We start from the raw sequence: 18230 nt of genomic DNA, 5'->3' as shown, positions 1-18230 counted from the left end.
AGCTTATGTGAGACATGTGCTTCGGGCGTTTCTCACTATCTCTAGGAGAATTTTATGACAGACACCCTTAAAACCCCGGATCAGGGCCTTCTCGTTGAACTGACCTCGGATATCGTATCGGCCTATGTCGGTAATCATGTCGTTCCCTCGAGCGATCTTCCGAACCTGATCGCAGAGGTCTTCAGCGCGCTGTCGAATACCTCCTCTCCTGCCCCCGTCACGCCCGTCGTGGAAAAGCCGAAGCCGGCCGTTTCGGTACGTCGCTCTGTGCAGGACGACCAGATCACCTGTCTGGAATGCGGTGGCTCGTTCAAGTCGCTGAAGCGCCACCTGATGACGCACCACAACCTGACGCCCGAACAGTATCGCGAAAAGTGGGATCTGGCCGCCGACTATCCGATGGTCGCACCGGCTTACGCACAGGCCCGCTCGCGTCTCGCCAAGGAAATGGGTCTCGGCCAGAGCCGCAAGGGTCGCGGTCGCTGAGATTTCCATACGCCGCGAAAACCGCTGACCGCTCTTGCGGTCCCGGTAAGCGATGAAGACAATGAAGCGTGGATGCGATTCTAACGGATCGCATCCACGCTTTCTTTTTTGAGGCGAAGGCCGCAGGGAACCGCCAGAAGGCGGGTGCAGGCCGCGCCGTTGACCGCAGGGGGCGGGACCAATGCTGACGATCTATGGTGTCTATCTGTCGCGCGCCTCGCGGGTCTACTGGACGGCCGAGGAACTGGGAATCGCCTTCACCGCCGTCAAGGTGACGCAGGCGCGTTATCTCAAGGACCCGTTCGCGGAGGATGCGCCCTTCAATACACGCTCGCCGGACTTTCTGGCCGTGAACCCGCAGGCGCAGATCCCGGCCATCGACGATGACGGTCTGGTTTTGACAGAATCGCTCGCCATCACGCTCTACCTCGCCAAGAAGCATGGCGGGCCGCTGGCGCCGGCCGATATCGCCGAAGAAGGCGAGATGTTGCGCTGGACGCTCTGGGCGGCCACAGAGCTCGAGCCGCAGACGGTGCAGATCGTGCTGGTGCACGATGCCGGTCAGGAGGAGAGCGAGGGCGGGCGCAAGACGATTTCCGTGGCGAGCCGCATGCTGAAAATGCCGCTCGCCGCGCTCGAACTGCATCTGGCCGGCCGCGACTATCTCGTGGGTGACCGCTTCACCGTCGCCGATCTCAATGTCGCGGAAGTGATGCGCTACGCGATGGGCGAGCCGAAGCTTTTCGAGGACAAGCCCAATATCCGCGCCTGGTATGAAGCCTGCCACGCCCGGCCAGCGTTCGAGAAGATGATGGCCGGACGACGGGCGGAAGCGGCGGCGCTGAGTGCGGCAGAGTAAGCGTTATCGTTCCGAAAAGCACCGCCGGATGAATGCCGGGGCGTAAATCGTCGGCGCGCCTTTATCCGCTGGCCTTCAACTCCTCCCGAACCCAGGCGCGAAAGGCCTGAACGGCGGCGGTCGGGCGCCTGCCTTTCGGGGTGACGAACCATGTGGCGCGGCCGGTGGGGACACGAAGGTCGAAAGGCTCGACAAGGCGCCCATGCTCCAGCGCGAAGGCGGCGAGCGTTTCCCAGGCGAGGAACACGCCCTGCCCGCCGATCGCGGCATCAAGCGCAAGCGATCCGTCGCTGAAAACATGGCGGATGTCGAGCGTCGTCCCGCCAAGACCGGCAGGCTCCAGCCAGATATCCCAGCCGAAGACAGAAGGGCCGTCCACGACGATGGGCAGCCCGACGATATCGGCAGGCACCTTCAGTCTGTCTGCAAGCACCGGGGCGCAGACCGGAAAGACCAGTTCATCCAGCAGCTTCTCAGCCTCGGCATCCGACCAGCCGCCTCGTCCGACGCGCAGGGCGATATCCACATCGCCCGATCCCATCGGTATGAAGCGGTCATCGGCCTCGATGCGGAGCCGAATATCGGGATGGCGCGCCGCGAAGGCCGGCAGGCGGTGCACGAGCCAGCGCGACGCCAGAATGGGTGCAACCGAAATCGTCAGCACGAGATCGTCGCGATGGCGGATCTCGCCCACGGCCTGGGAAAGCAACGAGAAACTCTCGTTGAGCCGCGCCAGAAAGGCGGTGCTGCGGGCAAGCGGCACAAGTCCTTTGCCGGTTCGGTCGAACAGCGCAGTGCCAAGCTCCGCCTCGATCCGCGTCACCTGCTGACTGACTGCGCCGGGCGAAACGCCCAGTTCGGCCGCCGCCGCCGCCAGACCGCCAAGGCGGGCGACGGCCTCGGCGGCGCGAAGACCGTTCAGATGAACCAGATTCAAGTTTCTCATTTCAGATTTTCTAAAAACTCTCTCTCAAATGCTGGATTGAATCCATGGACCCTACCTCGGATACTAAGCGGCATAAATGATGCATTATAACGGGCGACAGCTCAGCCTAACGGCTTTCGAGGAGAAACGCCATGTTTCAGTTTTTCTGGAATATTTTCCGTTCGTCCAGGGATGGCGAGACCAAGGTCTGGCATGACGATATTCTGTCCCATCCCGCCATCGCGGTCATGGACGAGCGGCAGCGCGGCGACCTGCCGATGCCACGTGCCAGCAGCGCACTCTCCCTTGATTGTTCTCAGATGAAGGGTGTCTGCCGCGCCGGCAGCGGGTCGATCTCGATGTGATCGGGGGCGAGGCCCGCTCTCGCCCGTTCGGCCATGGCCTCATAGGCGCGCTCGAGGTGGCGGGTGAAGCGTTCGCTGTCGAAGAGCGGCATGATGCGGGCATTTTCGGCGAGCTTTGTCTTGAGCTCCGCCAGTCTTTCGCGGTCATCGTGGAGCGCCACGGCGAGATCGGCATAGCTGGCGCGGTCGTGGACGGCGAGGTCCGGCAGGCCAATGGCGTGGAGCAGGCTTTCGGCCACGCGCGAGGCGAAGCTGTGACCGGATAGTGCGACGAGCGGCACCCCGGCCCAGAGCACGTCGGAGGTCGTCGTGTGGCCGTTGCAGGGGAAGGTGTCGAGCGCCAGATCGGCGAGCGGAACGCGATCCAGATGCCGTTCGTAGGACATGGCTTCGGCAAAGACGAGCCTGTCGGCGGCGATGCCCTCGCGGACAAAGGCGGCCAGAAGATTGGCGCGCGCGGCGACGGGCGCCAGGCACCAGAAGATGCTGCCTGGCGTGCGGGCAAGGATCTGCGCCCACAGCGCCACCATTTCGCGGCTGATCTTCATGACATTGTTGAAGGAGGCGAAGACGAAGGCGGTTTCCGGCAGGCCGTGATCGACGCGGCGGTTGCGTTCCGGTCCTGAGCCGGGCCGCGGGCGCGACACGCTGTCATTGGCCTGATAGCTCTCCGGCAGACAGCAGAGCTTCTCCTCATAGAAGGGTCTCGAACTCTGCGGCGTCACGATCCGGTCCGAGATCGCATAATCGAGGCCGACGCCGGGCACGGAGCCGGGATAGCCGATCCATGTCGCCTTCACCGGCGCATCCGAGCGCGCGACGATGCCGAGCCGGTGTCCGCCGGTAAAGCCCTTCAGATCGACCAGAATATCGGCGCGCCAGTCGGCAACCGCCTGCGCGGCGGCGGCGTCATCGAGATCGGCAAGCGGCACGATGGCATCGCGGAGCCTCTCCGGCCAGCCTTGCTGATCGGCGGCCCGATCCGCACTCGTGTAGCAGAAAAGGCCGATCTCGAAGCGGTCGCGATCATGCGCCATCAGCACCTCGCGAATGAGGATCATGGTGGCGTGGCCGTAGAAGTCGCTGGAGAGATAGGCGATGCGGATCTTCTCACCCGTCGCGCCGAAGCGGCGGCGCGGCGGCGCGGCCCCGTTCATCTGGCGCGAGAGCAGAAACTGGTCGAGGCCCGGGCGGCAATTGGCCGCCTCGTCGTCCGACCACATGAGACGGCGATGCAGCGACTGGGCGGCGAACATGTTCTGCCCGCCCGCATCCGCCTCGTCCATGATGCGGCGCAGGCAGGCGGCCTGCGTGTCGAAATCGCACAGATCGAGCGCGATGTTGAAGCGTTCGGCATTCAGCATGCCGTCGTCGGGGAAATGTTTCAGCGCGGCGTCGAGAAGCGGCGGAATATTTTGAAGGCGGCCGGCCGCGCGCAGCAGGTTGAGGCCAAGCATGACCTGAGCAGGATCGGCGGGATCGAGACGATCCACGAACTCCGCCGCCTGCGCCGCCGCTCCATATGCCTGGAGTGCGCTAAGGATGACGCTGGCCAGCGCCGGATCGTCGAAGACATTGTGGAGGATTTCAACACCGGTTTCGGCCAGACGCTGCGTCTCACCCGCCTGCTCCAGCATGCGCCCGGCAAGGCGCATCAGGAGCGGCCTGTCGGCTCCGGGCATGCGCGCCGCCATGAGGAAGGTTTCACCGGCAGCGCGGACATCGCCGCGCCGCGCATGGATATTGCCCTTCAGCGCCAGCGCCTGCAGCGGCATCGCGCCATCGGGCATTTGCGACAGGCTTTCCAGCGCACGCTCGAAATCGCCCGCCTGATAGGCCGTGACCGCCTCGACCAGATATTGCTGCATGTCCGCCGCCCGTTGTGAACCGCGACGGTTCTAGCCGCTGCCCCTTGCCCGAAACGGGCGCGATGCAGGCCGCTCAGGTCGTGACGGCCAGCGCCTTCTTGACGGCCGCGCGCTCGTTCATGCGCTTGAAGTGATCATGCACGCGGGGGAAGTTGGCGATATCGACGCCGTCGCCGGCCAGCCATGTGCCGATCGTATAGAGATAGGGATCGGCGATCGTGTAGGTGTCGCCCATGACCCACGGGCCCTTGAACATCGTCGTCTCGATCAGGTTGAAGCACTCGGTCATATTGCCGGGAACGCGTCGCTTCATGTCTTCGAGCGAGCTTTCCTCATCCGCCCAGCGGCTGCCGCGCGGACGGTGGGCATGGGCGACATGGACCGTCGAGGCGAGATAGGCGTTGAAGGCCTGCAACTCCGCCAGAGCAAAAGGATCGGCAAGCGGCGCAAGACCGACCTGCGGCGCGACCTGAGCGAGATAGAGCAGAATGGCGGGCGTTTCGGTGAGGATGCCTTGGTGGGTCTTGAGCGCCGGGACCCTCCCCTTCGGATTGACCGCAAGAAATTCCGGCGTCCGCGTGCCGCCCACCATCGTGTTCACGAGATGGATTTCATGCGCGATTTCGGCTTCGTTCAGCGTGATCAGCGAGGCAAGCGAACAGGTTCCGGGAGCGTGAAAAAGGGTCAGCATGCATGTCTCCGATATTTCAGATGATGCGGCGATCATGCTCAAAAACATCTTGCAAACAAGCAAGTTCCGCTGATCAAACGATCAAATGACGTGACGGAACTGTCAGGACGACGGAATGATGGCGAGTTCGCCATGCGTGACATTGCGCTCGGCCGTCACATGCTCGGCGAAATGGCGGACCTCGTCGGCTGAGCCCTTGAGGATGCTGACTTCCAGACAGTGGTCGTGATCGAGATGGACATGCATGCTGGCGATCGAGATGTCGTGATGGTCGTGGAAGGTGTTGGTCAACCGGCGGGCAAGATCGCGGGCCTTGTGGTCATAGGTGTAGGAGAGGACGCCGACGCAATGGGTTATGTCGCCGGCATCGACGCGCGCCTGCTTCAGACCGGCGCGGGCAAGATCGCGGATGGCTTCCGAGCGGTTCTGATAGCCACGCTCCGCCATGACGCGGTCAAGTTCCGCCATCAGGTCGTCGTCCAGGGTCACGGTCACGCGCTGCATCGTCTCTTCTCCTCATGCCGCCTTTGCAGGCCTCAAATAGCATAGCGTTCCGGCGCATTCGACCTGTGAAATGTCGAAATTGGTGATGACAATTTTTATAAAAGATCATACTTTTCCCACATCACAACATGCAGGACCCAAACCGGGCTGCGAAACGGAGACTGACCCATGCATATTCCGGACGGATATCTTTCACCCAGCACCTGCGCCGTGACCTTTGCGGCGGCCGCACCCTTCTGGTATATCGCCTCGCGCAAGGTCGGCCGCATGCTGAACACCAAGGCGGTGCCGCTGATTTCCGTCGTTTCGGCCTTTTGCTTCACCGTCATGATGTTCAACCTGCCGCTGCCGGGCGGCACGACCGGCCATGCCGTCGGCATGGGGATTGCCGCGATCGTGCTCGGGCCCTGGGCGGCGATGCTGGCGATTTCGATTGCGCTTCTCGTGCAGGCCGTTTTCTTCGGCGATGGCGGGATCACCGCCTTCGGGGCCAATGCGCTGAACATGGCGATCGTCGGCTCGCTGGTGGCCTATGGGCTTTACCGGCTGATTGCCGGCACCTCGCCGCTCACCTCCGGACGGCGCGTCGTTGCCGGCGCGATTGCTGGCTATGCGGCCATCAATGTCTCGGCGCTGATGGCGGCCATCGAATTCGGCATCCAGCCGCTCTTCTTCCACGATGCCTCCGGCGCGCCGCTTTATGCGCCCTATCCGCTTTCCATCGCCGTGCCGGCGATGATGCTCGGGCATCTGACCTTTGCCGGGCTTGCCGAGCTTCTGATCACCGGCGGCCTCGTCGCCTATCTCCAGCGCTATGATGCCGACCTCCTGAAGGCGACCGCGCCGGGCGCGGCTGCAGGCGTTGCTGTCAGCTGGAAGGCCACGCGCCGGCTGTGGGCAGGGCTTGCCGCGCTGATGATCGCGAGCCCGCTCGGGCTCATCGCCGCCGGCACAGCCTGGGGCGAATGGGGCGTGGAAGCCTTCCAGAACCCGCAGACGCGCGCGGAAATCGCCGCTGCCTCACACAACATCGCACCGCCGGAGGGCGTCCCGGCCGGGCTCGAAAAGCTCTCCAGCTTCTGGACCGCGCCTATTCCCGATTATGCGCCCGCCTTCATGCACAGCCATGCCTTCGGCTATATCCTCTCCGCGCTGATCGGCGGCGGCCTGATCATCCTCACCTTCCTCGCGCTGTCGGCGCTGGCGGGCCGGGTGCGGCGCGAGACGCCGGGCGCGGCGTGATGGAGGGGGAGAAGGGGACGGCAGCAGACGCCAACGCCCGAAATACCCCCCTCTGGCCTGCCGGCCATCTCCCCCTTGAGGGGGAGATGGCCGGCAGGCCAGAGGGGGGTGCCCCGCTGCAAAAGCCCCACCGAAAAACAAACCGCCGCCTCTTCCGCGCCCCCTCTCACCTCCTCCATGCGCTCACCCATGCCATGGAAGCCGAGGATCTGGCCGGGCGGGACGGACTGCTGCAGAGCCTCGATCCGCGCGCCAAGCTGGCCGGTACGCTGCTGCTAATCATCGCCGCAACCATGCTGCATTCGCTGATCGGGCTCGGTCTTCTCTTCGCGCTGGCTGTTGTTCTGGCGCTTGCTTCACACATTCCCCTCACCCGGCTCATGAAACAGGTCTGGTTGGGCGTGCTGGCCTTTACCGGCGTCATCGCGCTGCCCTCGCCCTTTCTGGTGCCCGGCAAGGTGGTCGCCGCCCTGCCCGTGCTGCACTGGACGATCACGGAACAGGGCCTGCGCAGCGCCGGCTTCCTTATCGGCCGGGCCGAGACCGCGGCGAGTTTTGCCGCCCTGCTCGTGCTCACCACCAGCTGGCCGCATGTGATGAAGGCGATGCGGTCACTGGGTGTGCCGGTCGCTGTGGTGGCCGTGCTCGGCATGACGCATCGCTATATATTCGTGCTGATGACGACGGCGGCACAGATGATGGAGGCGCGGCGCGCGCGGCAACTCGGCCCTCTCTCCCCCGCCGACCAGCGCCGGTTGATCGCCTCAAGCGCCGGCGTGCTGCTCGGCAAGACACTCGCCATGGCCGGCGACGTGCATATGGCCATGATCGCGCGCGGCTATCGCGGCGAGGTGCGGCTGATCGACGATTTCCGCTTCCGCGCCCGCGACGGGGTGGCGCTTTTCCTGGCCGCGCTGGTGCCGGCAACGATTTTCTGGATGCAACGATGACCGAACCCGTCTTCGCGCTCAATGACGTCGACTATACCTATCGCGACCAGCCGGCGCTGGCGGGCTTGAGCCTGTCGGTGAATTCCGGCGAGCGCATTGCCCTGATCGGCCCGAACGGCTCCGGCAAATCGACGCTTCTCAGGCTTCTCTCGGGCCTGACCTTTGCGGCAAGCGGCATCGCGAAAGCCTTCGGCGCGCCGCTGACGGAGGCGCGTTTCGAGGACGAAGAAGCACATTACGCCTTCCGCCGCCGCGTCGGGCTCGTGTTCCAGAACCCGGATATCCAGCTCTTCAACCCGACGGTGTTCGACGAGATCGCCTTCGGGCCGCTGCAGCTCGGCTGGGACAAGCCGCGCATCCGCTCCGCCATCGAGGAACAGCTGGAGCGCTTCGAACTCACGCATCTGAAGGACCGCCCGCCGCATCGCCTCTCGGGTGGCGAGAAGAAGCGCGTGGCGCTGGCGAGCGTTCTGGTGACGGAGCCGGATGTCCTGCTGCTGGACGAGCCCACCGCAGCCCTCGATCCGCAAAGCCGCGACAAGCTGGTGCATTTTCTCTCCGGCCATCTGGGTGAAGGCCAGACGGTGATCACCGCGACGCATGACCTCGACATCCTGACCGCCATCTCCACCCGCGCCGTCGTCATGGCCGGCGGTCATGTGGTGGGCGACGGGGCCGTGCATGACATCCTCCACGACACCGACCTGCTCCGCCGCGCCCGCCTGACGCATGCCCATGTCCACCACCACGCCAATGGCAGCCCGCACGCGCATCATCATGTCCACGCGCTGGACCGGGACGGGCATGTGCATGGGTGACGGGCATAGCCTGCGTCGATACAGTCGCGCGGGACGTCAATGCGTCGGCGGACCGTATAATGCCGAGGTGTAGGGCGGTCCGACGAAGATACCGCAGGGGACGAAAAGTCCCGTCTTGGCCCGGGTGAAACCGGACTTGTTGACGAGTTTCCAGCCCTTGGGCGCGAGATAATGGGCGAAGTGGCCTATATCGGTGCCCCAGACCCATTTCCAGGGTCGATGTTCGGAATTGGGTGCAAAGGTAATATTGACGAGGATGCTGTTGCGGATGGAACTGCCGCTGGAGTCGTCCTTGCATTCGATTTTCACCGGTATCATCCGCTTGGCGTTCATCTCACGGGACCGACCAGGCAAGTCACGCGAATCAACCCAGCCCGTCGACTGCTGCTCGCCAGCGGCCATCCCTGTCACAGGCGGGAGCGATATCGAAACGAAAACGAGCGCGGCCTGAATGATGGAGGATTTGCGCATGGGAGCTCCCTGGGGCGGTGGCGTACGAGGCCTTTCTCACGCCGGAAAGCGAAAGATCGGCGGCACTTCTCAAGCTAACAGCCACGAGGCCTCCGCCGCAATCAGTGCGGGAAACCTGTCCGAATTTTAATCTTTGGCGCTAAACCTTCCAGCAGGCTCAAGGATGAGCGCGCGAAGGCGATGATCGCTGCACGGCTGCTGCGGCTGGCGGAAGGCAATCCCGGCGATGTCGCGCCGGTTGGCGATGGCATCAGCGAGTTGCGCATCCATTACGGTCCCGGGTATCGGGTCTATTATTGCCAGAAAGGAGCGGTCATCATCCTGCTCCGATGCGGTGGTGACAAGAGCTCGCAGACGAAAGGCATCGCGACAGCCAAGTCCATCGCAAAACAGTGGAATGACGATCTTGAGTGAGAAATTTCTCGATTTCGACCCGGCCGACCTTTTGAAGAGCGATGAAGCCGTGGCCGTGTTTCTCACGGAAGCCTTCGAGACGGGCGATGCGGGACACATCGCCAATGCGCTGGGCGTCGCGGCGCGCGCCAAGGGCATGACGAGGATTGCGCGCGAGACAGGCCTTGCCCGCGAACAGCTTTACAAGTCGTTGAGCGAAAACGGCAATCCGACGCTGGCAACCACGCTTGCCGTACTGGAGGCGATCGGCTTTGAAATGACAAGCAAGCCCAAGGCCGCATAAGAAAAAGGGGCGCCTTTCGACGCCCCTCCTCGCTTACTCTTGGGAGTAAACTCTTCAGCTATCCAGTTCGCCGAGCAGTTCCGCGGCGCGGCCGGGATTGGTGCGGCGGATGTCGACTTCGTCGCGGCGTTCGGAGAGAATGCCGCTTGCCAGGATCTTGTCGGCGAGGTCGGCGGGGAGCGAGAGGATGACGCGCTCGGCCTCGTTATTGAGGCCGCCGACGTCGCCGCGCTTGCCCGCGATCATGCCGCCGGCCACCGTGTTATTGGTGTCCGGATCGATGAGGATGAAGGCGCCAGTCGTGCGGTTCAGCTCATAGGCGTCGAAGATCGCGGCTTCGTCAAACGAGAGATGCACCTTGCCGATGGCGTTCATCGGCAGCGCGCCGTCGTGGCGGTTCCACTTGCCGGACTTGAGGTCGAGCAGGCTGGAAGGCTGGACGGTGACGCGCTGGCGGCGCGAGCCGGATTTCAGCCAGTAGCGCTTGCCGGGCTCGATGCCGCCGGGCTGGAGGGCAACCAGCTGGGCGTCGAAGGCCAGACCGACCTGCGGCTGGGCGTCGATGGTGGCGATCATGTCGCCGCGCGCGACGTCGACCTGACGGTCGAGCACGAGCGTGATGGCATCGCCGGCCACGGCCGCGTTGCGGACGAGGTCGAAGGTGACGATCTGCTTGACGTTGGCGACCATGCCGGAGGGCAGGATGACGACGCTGTCGCCCGGCTTGACGGCGCCACCGGCGACCGTGCCCTGATAGCCGCGGAAGCTTTCACCCGGACGCGAGACGCGCTGCACGGGCAGACGGAAGCCGACGGTCTGGGCGGAACGGACCGTTGCCAGTTCCAGCACCTCGACCAGCGTCGGGCCTTCATACCAGGGCATGGAGGCCTTGCCGTCATAGACGACGTTTTCGCCCTTGAGCGCCGAAACCGGGATCGCGGTGACCTGCTTGACGCCGAGCGACAGGGCGATTTCCTTGAACTCCAGCGCCAGTTCGTCGAAGCGCGCCTTGTCATAGTTGATGAGGTCGATCTTGTTGATCGCCAGCACGAACTGCTTGATGCCCATCAGCGTCGCGATGGTGGCATGGCGGCGGGTCTGCTCGAGAATGCCGGCGCGGGCATCGACCAGCAGGACAGCGAGATCGGCGGTCGAGGCGCCGGTTGCCATGTTGCGGGTATACTGTTCGTGGCCGGGCGTGTCGGCGACGATGAAGGAGCGCTTGTCTGTGGCAAAGTAGCGATAGGCCACGTCGATGGTGATCCCCTGCTCGCGCTCGGCCTGGAGGCCGTCGAGCAGCAGCGCGAAGTCTGGCAGGCCGAGGTCGTTCTGCTTGCCAGAGTCACGGTTCAGCGCGGCGGCCTGGTCTTCCTTGACGGCCTTGGTGTCCCAAAGCAGTCGGCCGATCAGGGTGGACTTGCCGTCATCGACGGAGCCGCAGGTGATGAGGCGGAGCGGACGCGTGTCACGGAGCGCGGGGGCTGCTTCTGCGGCGGGGGCGATTACGGCGGCGGTTGCTGTAGCAGTCATATCAGAAATATCCTTCGCGCTTCTTCTTCTCCATCGAACCGGCCTGGTCGCGGTCGATGGCGCGGCCCTGGCGTTCGGAGACGGTGGCGATTTCGAGTTCGGCGATCACGTCGTCGAGCGTGGTGGCGTGGCTCCGGATCGCGCCGGTCAGCGGCCAGCAGCCGAGCGTGCGGAAGCGGATGTAGTCTTCCTGCACCTGCTCGCCCGGCAGCGCCTCGAAGCGCTTGTCCTCGGCCCACATGAGCATGCCGTCGCGTTCGACGAACTTGCGCTTGGCGGCGTAGTAGAGCGGCGGCAGCGGGATGTTTTCGGCCTGGATGTAGCGCCAGATGTCGACTTCGGTCCAGTTGGACAGCGGGAAGGCGCGCACGCTTTCGCCGCGGCGGATCATGCCGTTATAGACGTTCCAGAGTTCCGGGCGCTGGTTGCGCGGGTCCCATTTGTGGTCGGGCGTGCGGAAGGAATAGATGCGCTCCTTGGCGCGGCTCGCCTCCTCGTCGCGGCGCGCGCCGCCGAAGGCCGCGTCATACTGGCCGGCGTCGAGCGCCTGACGCAGCGCTTCCGTCTTCATGATGTCGGTGTGGAGCGCCGAACCATGCGTGAAGGGCGAGATGTTTTCCTTCGCGCCACGCGGGTTGGTGTGCACGACCAGATCGAGATCGAAGCGCTTGGCCATCTCGTCGCGGAAGGCGATCATCTCGGGGAATTTCCAGCCGGTGTCGACATGCAGCAGCGGGAACGGGATGCGGCCGGGATAGAAGGCCTTGCGCGCCAGATGCAGCAGAACGGATGAGTCCTTGCCGATCGAATAGAGCATGACCGGGCGCTCGAACTCGGCGGCCACCTCGCGGAAGATGTGGATCGCCTCGTTTTCCAGCGCCTTCAGATGCGGATCGAGCGGCGGCTTCGCCTGCTTGTCCTGGGTGTGGGCATCGAATTCGGAAATGTGCATTTTGTCTTTCCTTGTGGGCGGTTGCCCGTGGTCGTTCAATTCGTTGCGCGAAGAGGAAAACCCCCTCTGGCTACCGCCATCTCCCCCATAAGGGGGGAGATGGATGGGGCGCTGTCTTCCCTCCCCCGTAAGCGCTGGGAAGGCGGCGGCGCGGCGAACTCCCTCCCTCCCCCTTGTGGGGAGGGTTGGGGAGGGGTCTTTACCTCAAGCTCCAGCCGTCTCGGCAGGAAGCGCGGACGCTTCCGGGACATGCAGGCCGCATTCGCGCTTCTCGTCGTTTTCCCACCACCAGCGGCCTGCGCGCTCCGGTTCGCCGGGGCGGATGGCGCGGGTGCAGGGTTCGCAGCCGATGGAGGGATAGCCCCGGTCGTGCATCGGGTTATAGGGGATCGCGTCTGCCTTCACATGGGCGCGGATCTGGTCGATATCCCAGTCGGCCAGCGGGTTGATCTTGATGAGGCCGCGCTCGGCGTCGAACTCGGCGAAGGGCGTCGTGGCGCGATTGCCGGACTGACCGCGGCGCAGGCCGGTGATCCAGAACATTGCGCCCGAGAGCGCACGCGCCAGCGGCTTCAGCTTGCGCACGCCGCAGCAGGCGTGGCGGGCTTCGACGCTCTCGTAGAAACCAAACTTGCCATATTGCGCGATATAGGCGTCCACATCGGCGTCATCCGGGTAGAAACGCTCGATCTCGATGCCGTAGCGCGCTTCGGTCTCGCCGATGAGATCGACGGTTTCCTTGAAGAGCATGCCGGTTTCCAGCGTCGCCACTTCGATCTCGGGACAGTGCGTGCCGATGGCGGCGGTGATCACTTGATCCTCGATGCCGAGCGAGGTTGTGAAGACGGCGCGGCCACCCAGCGATGCCACGAGCTTCAGCCGGCCTGCGAGGTCGAGCTTGCCAAGTTCCGCGTCGAGCGAGGATGCGGCTTCGATGCCGGGCGTGAGGCCCGAGATGTTCAGGGTCATTGCGATTTCCCGAGGGGTGTTGCGATGTCGGGGCCAATATCGCAGCCGGTGCGATCAAATGACAGGAACAGGGATTTAAAGCGGCGACGGAACAGAAGAAATATCTCTCCGGAAACCCGGTTTGACGAAAAACATCCCCAAAGTAAGTCGCTGAATATCCACTATATTACTAGATATTTTGCTTTGCATTGGCGAAGATTTTGCGAGCCGGTGCTTCCATCCGTCTCCCCCCTTGTGGGGGAGATGGCGGCAGCCAGAGGGGGACTTTGCCACTGAGCAAGCAGACATAAAGGCCCCTCCCCAACCCTCCCCACAAGGGGGAGGAAGAGCGGTCGCCCTGCCCTGTCCTCAATCCGTAAACTCGATATAGGTTGCCGTGTCCTTCAGCGCCGGATCATAGCGGCCGACGATGGTCTCGCCGTTAAAGACGGCGGTGATGCTTTCCGGCTTGTCGCCGGCGACCGGCACATTGGCGCTTGCCACATGCGGGACAGGGTCGTTCGGGTCGATGCCGGGAAGAACCAGACCATTGGCGGTGGCCTGATCGTCGGGGCCGAAATAGCCGCGTGGACGCTTCACGAAGATGAAATTGCCCTGCGCGGGGGCGGGCTGCAGGCGCAGGTCCATATAGCGGAAGGAGCGCGGCAGGAGGCCCCGGAAGATTCGGGTTTCCGGATAGCCATCCGCCTTGATGTCGAATTCGTAGGTCTGGGTGGGGCGGGCATGGAAATCGCCCCAGACGCCGTCCGCGCCGACGGTCTTTTCATAGACCGGCGGACCGAAGCGCTCACCCGTCTTGGGATCGGTCGCATAGATGGCGAGCTTTGCGCCCGGAACCGGCAGATTGGTCGCCGCGCCGTTTTCATAGCCGGTGATCTTGCCGGAGATGACCGGATTTTCCTCTGCGACGATGGCATGCGTGCCGGCCTTCTCGCCGGTGATGGCCTGATAGATGATCTCGAAGGCGAGCTTGGAATAGGCGGTTTCGCGGTGGTCGGCACCGGGAATGACGCGATTGTCGGCGCCCTTCAGCTCCTGCGACTCGTAGGTTATGCCGGTCGACTTGCCGGCCATGCCCACATATTTGCCTTCCGGCTGCGAATAGAGGTCGAACTTGTCGGAGCGGATGACGGTGACCGGAATGCCCGCCGGCACTTCCGGGGCCTGGGCGAGACCCTTGAGGAAAGGCGCAGCCCCATTGAATTCGGAGCCCTGCAACGCGCCGGGAACGACGAAGACGCCGTGATGCACGCAGCCGCCCAGCACCATGCGTTCGACCTTGGCGGCGCCGCCGAAATTCTTCACGTAATTGCGCGCGGTCTGACAGCCGCGCGAATTGGCGACCAGCACGACCTTTTCAGCGCCCGTGGCCTTCAATGCCTCGTCGACCTCGGCCGCCACCGCCTCTGCCGCCTCTTTCGTCGAGGAGCGATTGGCCTCCTCGACATTGTCGTCGGCGCGCGCGCTGGGGTGCGGGATGTCAACGGCGAAGAGATGATCTTCCGGATAGCCGTTGCTCTCGAAGCGCCAGAATTGCGTCATCCAGAGCGCCGCCGTGTCGCCATTGCCGTGGACGAAGACGACGGGCGGGAATTTCGCGGCGGCAACGGGATGGGCGGCAGCGGCGTCATCGGCACAGGCTGTTGTCATCATGGCGGGCAAAGCGGCAAGCGAGACGATGGAAGCGAGTAGAAGGCGCGGCAGCGTGGACATGGATTCTCTTCCGGAGTGGCGGTCGAAACGGCAGGATGTGACGTCGTCCCACGCGATCGTGACATGATCATGTCGAAGATGCCGTCACATCATTTCAAGCATGCGCGCCCTTTTCCATCACCGGGCCCTCGCCACGCTCCTGGTTGCGCTGACGTCGGATCGCATCGGCCACGAAGGCGCGCGAGAGACCGTGATAGAGAGGTTCGCGGTTGATCAGGCGCGAGGTGATGTAACCGAGCATCGCGGTGGCCATCAGCGCCAGCACGTTCTGATGGCTGTCGGTCATTTCGAGAATGATGACGAAGGCGGTCATCGGGGCCTGGACGACGCCGGCGAAATAGCCGGCCATGCCGAGAAGAGCGGCAATGCCGGCATTGGTGCCGAGGATCAGGCCGATGGTGGAGCCGATCCCGGCGCCGACGGCCAGCGACGGCGCAAAAAGGCCACCGGGAATGCCCGACATGGTGCACAGGAAGGTGGCGGCCAGCTTTTCCAGGAAATAGAGCGGCGGCAGCGGCGTTCCCTGCAGGGCAGCGCGGGCCTGATTGTAGCCCGTGCCGAAGGTGAGCCCGCCCGAAACGATGCCGATCAGTGCGACCAGGAAGCCGAAGCCGGCAGCAATGATGATGAGGCGCGGCAGCGGGGCTGCCTGCCGCCAGCGCTTCAGCCGGATGGTGAGCCACAACACGCTGGTCGAGAACAGCGCGCCGAACGCGCCGCCGCCGATGCCGCAGAGCAACACCAGCCACCAGTCCCTCAGCCCGTTCATCACATCATGGGTGGAGCCGAAATATGTATTGTAATCGCCCAGCAGGCCAAGTGCCGCCAGGCCGGAGAGGATGACGGCCGTGACCACCGCGCCGTTGACGCGAATTTCGAAATTGCGGCTCATCTCCTCAATGGCGAAGACGATGCCGGCAAGCGGCGTGTTGAAGGCGGCGGCGATGCCGGCCGCCGATCCGGCAAGAATGAGCCCCCTCGCCTGCACCGCGCCACCCATACGGGCGACCTGCAGCATGATCGAGGCCCCCACCTGAACGGTCGGGCCCTCGCGGCCGATGGAGGCGCCGCAGAAGATGCCGAAAATCGTCAGCACGATCTTGGCGGCCGCGAGCTTCAGCGACAGAAGGAAATCGCGGCTTTGCCAGTCGCGAAAATGGCGCGCGGCAATGGCCTGCGGAATGCCCGAGCCCTGCGAATTCGGAAAATAACGGAAGGCGAGCCAGGCCGAGAACGCGAAGCCCGCCGGTGTCAGCGCCAGCGGGATGAGAAAGTTATAGGCCCCGGCATGGGTGACATGGTGAAAAAGATCGCTTGCCCAGTCGGACGCCTTGGCGAAGGCGACGCTGACGAGGCCGATCGCCAGCGCGCCGCCCCAGAAGACCACGCGCGACTGCCACATGTTGCGCCTCCCCCGCATAACCCGGATGCGGCGAAGGAGCTTCAGCTTGCGGAGATTGGTCATTGCGGCACTCTTGCTTTCAGCGGGGACGGGACGATGAGCCGCTTAAACGCTTCTGGTTTGACGATTTCAAGATATTTCACGGGGGACGCAGGCAGAAAACTGGTGTGGCGGGGGGTCATTGCGTCGACGTCCTGCTGATTCGAGCATCGTTGCGTCTCACGGCATATCAGCAAAGAGCATCGCCGGACGGCAGATCGACGGCATTTAATAAGTTTTCCGTAGCATTTTTGGACCGGCTGAAGCCTCTGGAGCGAAACAACGCGGCGATACACGCGAAAATTTTCTTGGGATAGACTTTAAAACTCCGTTCAGCTGTCATGTTTATATCAAACGACTTGTGCTAAACGCCGCCTTCGGCGTCCCGGGTGGACATCAGGATCATTTATGCTCGAAACATCGGCTTTCAACACGGCAAGCGACATCGGTCACGCCGCCGAAGCGGTATCGGCTGGGATGCGGCGGCGGCGCAAGTCGTCGCGCTGGGCCGCGCCTGCCGCCGTTTCCGCGCTGGCGCTCTTTGCCGGCGCAAGTGCCGCCTTTGATGGCGCGGTCGTCGGGCCGCTTTTGAGGCAGGCGTTGAAACATGTCTTTCACGAACCTGTCGGTGGCGGGGTGGCGCTCGCGATGGCCGTGAGCGTTCTTGCCGGCCGCCGCGCCCTGCGCTTCTATCGCCAGCGCGCGCCGCTGCCCGGCAAGGATGATCTGCGCCGCGCGACCGGTATTGCCGCCCGGCACGACAACGCCGCCGCCGGCCTCGTCCGTCTGGGCGACAAGGAACTTCTGTTTTCCGATTGCGGCCAGGCCTTCATCATGTATGGCTGCCGGGGACGGTCGATGGTTGCGCTGTTCGACCCGGTCGGTCCGCGCCATCTCTGGCCCGCTCTGGTTCTCAAGTTCCGCGCGGAGGCCGAACACCGGCTTCTTCGTCCCGTCTTTTATCAGGTCTCTTCAGACTTTCTGCCGGTGGCGCTGGAAACCGGCATGAAGCCTTACAAGATCGGCGAAGAGGCCGTGATCGACCTCACCGCATTCTCGCTGGCCGGTGGCGACTGGGTGAAGCTGCGCCGCTCGATCAACCGGGCCGAGCGTGACGGTCTTTCCTTCGAAATGCTGCCGCCCGAGGCGGTTCCGCCGGTGATGCGCGAGCTCGGGCATGTCTCCGATCTCTGGCTTTCGACGCAGAATGCCAGTGAGAAGGGCTTTTCGCTCGGGACGTTCCGCGAGGATTACGTGCGCTCGACGCCGGTGGCGATCATCCGCCTCGAAGGCCGCATCGTCGCCTTCGCCAATGTCCTGACAACGCAGGAAGGCCATGCCTTCATCGACCTGATGCGCTCGCTGCCCGACGCCCATCGCGGCACGATGGACCTGCTGTTCGTGCGGCTGATGGAAGCGCTCAAGCAAGCGGGCTTTACGAGGCTCAATCTCGGCATGGCGCCGCTTTCGGGCCTGTCCGACAATGTCCGCGCGCCGCTGTGGAACCGCATCGGCCACCAGGTCTTCGAAAAGGGCGAGCGCTTTTACAATTTCAAGGGCGTCAAGACCTTCAAGTCGAAGTTCGACCCGGAATGGCAGCCCCGCTATCTCACCGTCGGCGGCATCGGTCTGCCGGTCTCTGCCATGCTGGATGTGACGCTGCTGATCGGCGGCGGCCTGCGCGGGGTTTTCCGGCGGTCGTGACGGACCAGGATGCGGCAGGCCCATGGCCCGCCGCTGGGGATCTCC

Annotated in this window: 19 protein-coding genes; 9 read left to right on the top strand and 10 right to left on the bottom strand. The window is 63.8% G+C overall.

Features of this window, described 5'->3' with window-relative positions:
• Nucleotides 1–54 precede the first annotated feature (54 nt).
• Both LQK83_RS06265 and LQK83_RS06260 read left to right on the top strand, forming a co-directional pair.
• The gene (locus tag LQK83_RS06265) at nt 55–486 is read left to right on the top strand and encodes a MucR family transcriptional regulator (RefSeq protein ID WP_230836510.1); all 432 of its coding nucleotides are present in this window, start codon (nt 55–57) and stop codon (nt 484–486) included.
• A 181-nt stretch (nt 487–667) separates the two neighbouring features.
• Nucleotides 668–1345 (top strand): glutathione S-transferase family protein, encoded by a 678-nt coding sequence (locus LQK83_RS06260; protein WP_230836509.1) that lies wholly within the window; start codon nt 668–670, stop codon nt 1343–1345.
• Nucleotides 1346–1406: 61 nt separating this feature from the next.
• Here LQK83_RS06260 and LQK83_RS06255 read toward each other — a convergent pair whose 3' ends face one another.
• Entirely contained in the window at nt 1407–2291 is an 885-nt protein-coding gene (locus LQK83_RS06255) for a LysR substrate-binding domain-containing protein (RefSeq protein WP_230836508.1), read from the bottom strand.
• 131 nt (nt 2292–2422) lie between these two features.
• On the opposite strand from LQK83_RS06255, the gene LQK83_RS06250 reads away from it, so the two are divergent.
• A complete protein-coding gene (locus LQK83_RS06250; RefSeq protein ID WP_230836507.1) occupies nt 2423–2635 on the top strand; it encodes a hypothetical protein in 213 nt (70 codons plus the stop codon).
• Here LQK83_RS06250 and LQK83_RS06245 read toward each other — a convergent pair.
• The 3 genes from LQK83_RS06245 to nikR form a co-directional block, all read right to left on the bottom strand.
• Nucleotides 2587–4503, bottom strand: coding sequence for an O-linked N-acetylglucosamine transferase, SPINDLY family protein (locus tag LQK83_RS06245; RefSeq protein WP_230836506.1), 1917 nt, complete (start codon nt 4501–4503; stop codon nt 2587–2589). The genes LQK83_RS06250 and LQK83_RS06245 overlap by 49 nt on opposite strands.
• Nucleotides 4504–4576: 73 nt before the next feature.
• Nucleotides 4577–5194 (bottom strand): glutathione S-transferase family protein, encoded by a 618-nt coding sequence (locus tag LQK83_RS06240; RefSeq protein WP_230836505.1) that lies wholly within the window; start codon nt 5192–5194, stop codon nt 4577–4579.
• Nucleotides 5195–5296: 102 nt separating this feature from the next.
• Entirely contained in the window at nt 5297–5698 is a 402-nt protein-coding gene (gene nikR / locus LQK83_RS06235; protein ID WP_230836504.1) for a nickel-responsive transcriptional regulator NikR, read from the bottom strand.
• Nucleotides 5699–5866: 168 nt separating this feature from the next.
• On the opposite strand from nikR, the gene cbiM reads away from it, so the two are divergent.
• From cbiM to LQK83_RS06220, 3 genes are all read left to right on the top strand, one after another.
• Nucleotides 5867–6940, top strand: a complete 1074-nt coding sequence (gene cbiM / locus LQK83_RS06230) for a cobalt transporter CbiM (RefSeq protein ID WP_230836503.1) — start codon at nt 5867–5869, stop codon at nt 6938–6940.
• Between the two features lie 86 nt (nt 6941–7026).
• A complete protein-coding gene (gene cbiQ / locus LQK83_RS06225; protein WP_230836502.1) occupies nt 7027–7890 on the top strand; it encodes a cobalt ECF transporter T component CbiQ in 864 nt (287 codons plus the stop codon).
• Nucleotides 7887–8708, top strand: coding sequence for an energy-coupling factor ABC transporter ATP-binding protein (locus LQK83_RS06220; RefSeq protein ID WP_230836501.1), 822 nt, complete (start codon nt 7887–7889; stop codon nt 8706–8708). Before cbiQ ends, LQK83_RS06220 begins: the two co-directional genes overlap by 4 nt.
• 36 nt (nt 8709–8744) lie before the next feature.
• Here LQK83_RS06220 and LQK83_RS06215 read toward each other — a convergent pair whose 3' ends face one another.
• Entirely contained in the window at nt 8745–9017 is a 273-nt protein-coding gene (locus LQK83_RS06215; RefSeq protein WP_230836500.1) for a hypothetical protein, read from the bottom strand.
• A gap of 342 nt (nt 9018–9359) precedes the next feature.
• On the opposite strand from LQK83_RS06215, the gene LQK83_RS06210 reads away from it, so the two are divergent.
• The gene (locus tag LQK83_RS06210) at nt 9360–9593 is read left to right on the top strand and encodes a type II toxin-antitoxin system RelE/ParE family toxin (protein ID WP_230836499.1); all 234 of its coding nucleotides are present in this window, start codon (nt 9360–9362) and stop codon (nt 9591–9593) included.
• Nucleotides 9586–9876, top strand: a complete 291-nt coding sequence (locus LQK83_RS06205; RefSeq protein ID WP_230836498.1) for an addiction module antidote protein — start codon at nt 9586–9588, stop codon at nt 9874–9876. Before LQK83_RS06210 ends, LQK83_RS06205 begins: the two co-directional genes overlap by 8 nt.
• Before the next feature lie 54 nt (nt 9877–9930).
• Here LQK83_RS06205 and cysN read toward each other — a convergent pair whose 3' ends face one another.
• From cysN to LQK83_RS06180, 5 genes are all read right to left on the bottom strand, one after another.
• Complete coding sequence (cysN, locus tag LQK83_RS06200; RefSeq protein ID WP_230836497.1) at nt 9931–11406, bottom strand: sulfate adenylyltransferase subunit CysN; 1476 nt, start codon at nt 11404–11406, stop codon at nt 9931–9933.
• A 1-nt stretch (nt 11407) separates the two neighbouring features.
• Nucleotides 11408–12358, bottom strand: a complete 951-nt coding sequence (gene cysD, locus LQK83_RS06195; RefSeq protein WP_230836496.1) for a sulfate adenylyltransferase subunit CysD — start codon at nt 12356–12358, stop codon at nt 11408–11410.
• A gap of 204 nt (nt 12359–12562) precedes the next feature.
• Nucleotides 12563–13327, bottom strand: coding sequence for a phosphoadenylyl-sulfate reductase (locus LQK83_RS06190; RefSeq protein WP_230836495.1), 765 nt, complete (start codon nt 13325–13327; stop codon nt 12563–12565).
• Nucleotides 13328–13675: 348 nt separating this feature from the next.
• Entirely contained in the window at nt 13676–15040 is a 1365-nt protein-coding gene (locus LQK83_RS06185) for an alpha/beta fold hydrolase (protein WP_230836494.1), read from the bottom strand.
• A gap of 94 nt (nt 15041–15134) precedes the next feature.
• Nucleotides 15135–16505, bottom strand: a complete 1371-nt coding sequence (locus LQK83_RS06180) for a chloride channel protein (protein WP_230836493.1) — start codon at nt 16503–16505, stop codon at nt 15135–15137.
• A gap of 384 nt (nt 16506–16889) precedes the next feature.
• Between LQK83_RS06180 and LQK83_RS06175 the strand changes: the two genes are divergently transcribed.
• Nucleotides 16890–18185, top strand: coding sequence for a phosphatidylglycerol lysyltransferase domain-containing protein (locus LQK83_RS06175; RefSeq protein WP_230836492.1), 1296 nt, complete (start codon nt 16890–16892; stop codon nt 18183–18185).
• Nucleotides 18186–18230 lie beyond the last annotated feature (45 nt).

Source organism: Rhizobium sp. C1, from assembly GCF_021026335.1.
In the GTDB taxonomy this organism is placed as follows: Bacteria; Pseudomonadota; Alphaproteobacteria; order Rhizobiales; family Rhizobiaceae; genus Ensifer_A.
The sequence above is the reverse complement of the archived record's forward strand: the minus strand, read 5'-3'. Positions and strand labels throughout refer to the sequence as shown.

What these genes read in the sequence shown, in the direction of transcription:
- LQK83_RS06260 (WP_230836509.1), top strand. Translation starts at nt 668, where the DNA reads ATGCTGACGATCTATGGTGTCTATCTGTCGCGCGCCTCGCGGGTCTAC.
- cysD (WP_230836496.1), bottom strand. Translation starts at nt 12,358, where the DNA reads ATGCACATTTCCGAATTCGATGCCCACACCCAGGACAAGCAGGCGAAG.
- LQK83_RS06185 (WP_230836494.1), bottom strand. Translation starts at nt 15,040, where the DNA reads ATGTCCACGCTGCCGCGCCTTCTACTCGCTTCCATCGTCTCGCTTGCC.
- LQK83_RS06250 (WP_230836507.1), top strand. Translation starts at nt 2,423, where the DNA reads ATGTTTCAGTTTTTCTGGAATATTTTCCGTTCGTCCAGGGATGGCGAG.
- LQK83_RS06245 (WP_230836506.1), bottom strand. Translation starts at nt 4,503, where the DNA reads ATGCAGCAATATCTGGTCGAGGCGGTCACGGCCTATCAGGCGGGCGAT.
- cbiM (WP_230836503.1), top strand. Translation starts at nt 5,867, where the DNA reads ATGCATATTCCGGACGGATATCTTTCACCCAGCACCTGCGCCGTGACC.
- LQK83_RS06210 (WP_230836499.1), top strand. Translation starts at nt 9,360, where the DNA reads ATGATCGCTGCACGGCTGCTGCGGCTGGCGGAAGGCAATCCCGGCGAT.
- LQK83_RS06265 (WP_230836510.1), top strand. Translation starts at nt 55, where the DNA reads ATGACAGACACCCTTAAAACCCCGGATCAGGGCCTTCTCGTTGAACTG.
- nikR (WP_230836504.1), bottom strand. Translation starts at nt 5,698, where the DNA reads ATGCAGCGCGTGACCGTGACCCTGGACGACGACCTGATGGCGGAACTT.
- LQK83_RS06240 (WP_230836505.1), bottom strand. Translation starts at nt 5,194, where the DNA reads ATGCTGACCCTTTTTCACGCTCCCGGAACCTGTTCGCTTGCCTCGCTG.
- LQK83_RS06175 (WP_230836492.1), top strand. Translation starts at nt 16,890, where the DNA reads ATGCTCGAAACATCGGCTTTCAACACGGCAAGCGACATCGGTCACGCC.
- cbiQ (WP_230836502.1), top strand. Translation starts at nt 7,027, where the DNA reads ATGGCCGGCAGGCCAGAGGGGGGTGCCCCGCTGCAAAAGCCCCACCGA.
- cysN (WP_230836497.1), bottom strand. Translation starts at nt 11,406, where the DNA reads ATGACTGCTACAGCAACCGCCGCCGTAATCGCCCCCGCCGCAGAAGCA.
- LQK83_RS06180 (WP_230836493.1), bottom strand. Translation starts at nt 16,505, where the DNA reads ATGACCAATCTCCGCAAGCTGAAGCTCCTTCGCCGCATCCGGGTTATG.
- LQK83_RS06255 (WP_230836508.1), bottom strand. Translation starts at nt 2,291, where the DNA reads ATGAGAAACTTGAATCTGGTTCATCTGAACGGTCTTCGCGCCGCCGAG.
- LQK83_RS06190 (WP_230836495.1), bottom strand. Translation starts at nt 13,327, where the DNA reads ATGACCCTGAACATCTCGGGCCTCACGCCCGGCATCGAAGCCGCATCC.
- LQK83_RS06220 (WP_230836501.1), top strand. Translation starts at nt 7,887, where the DNA reads ATGACCGAACCCGTCTTCGCGCTCAATGACGTCGACTATACCTATCGC.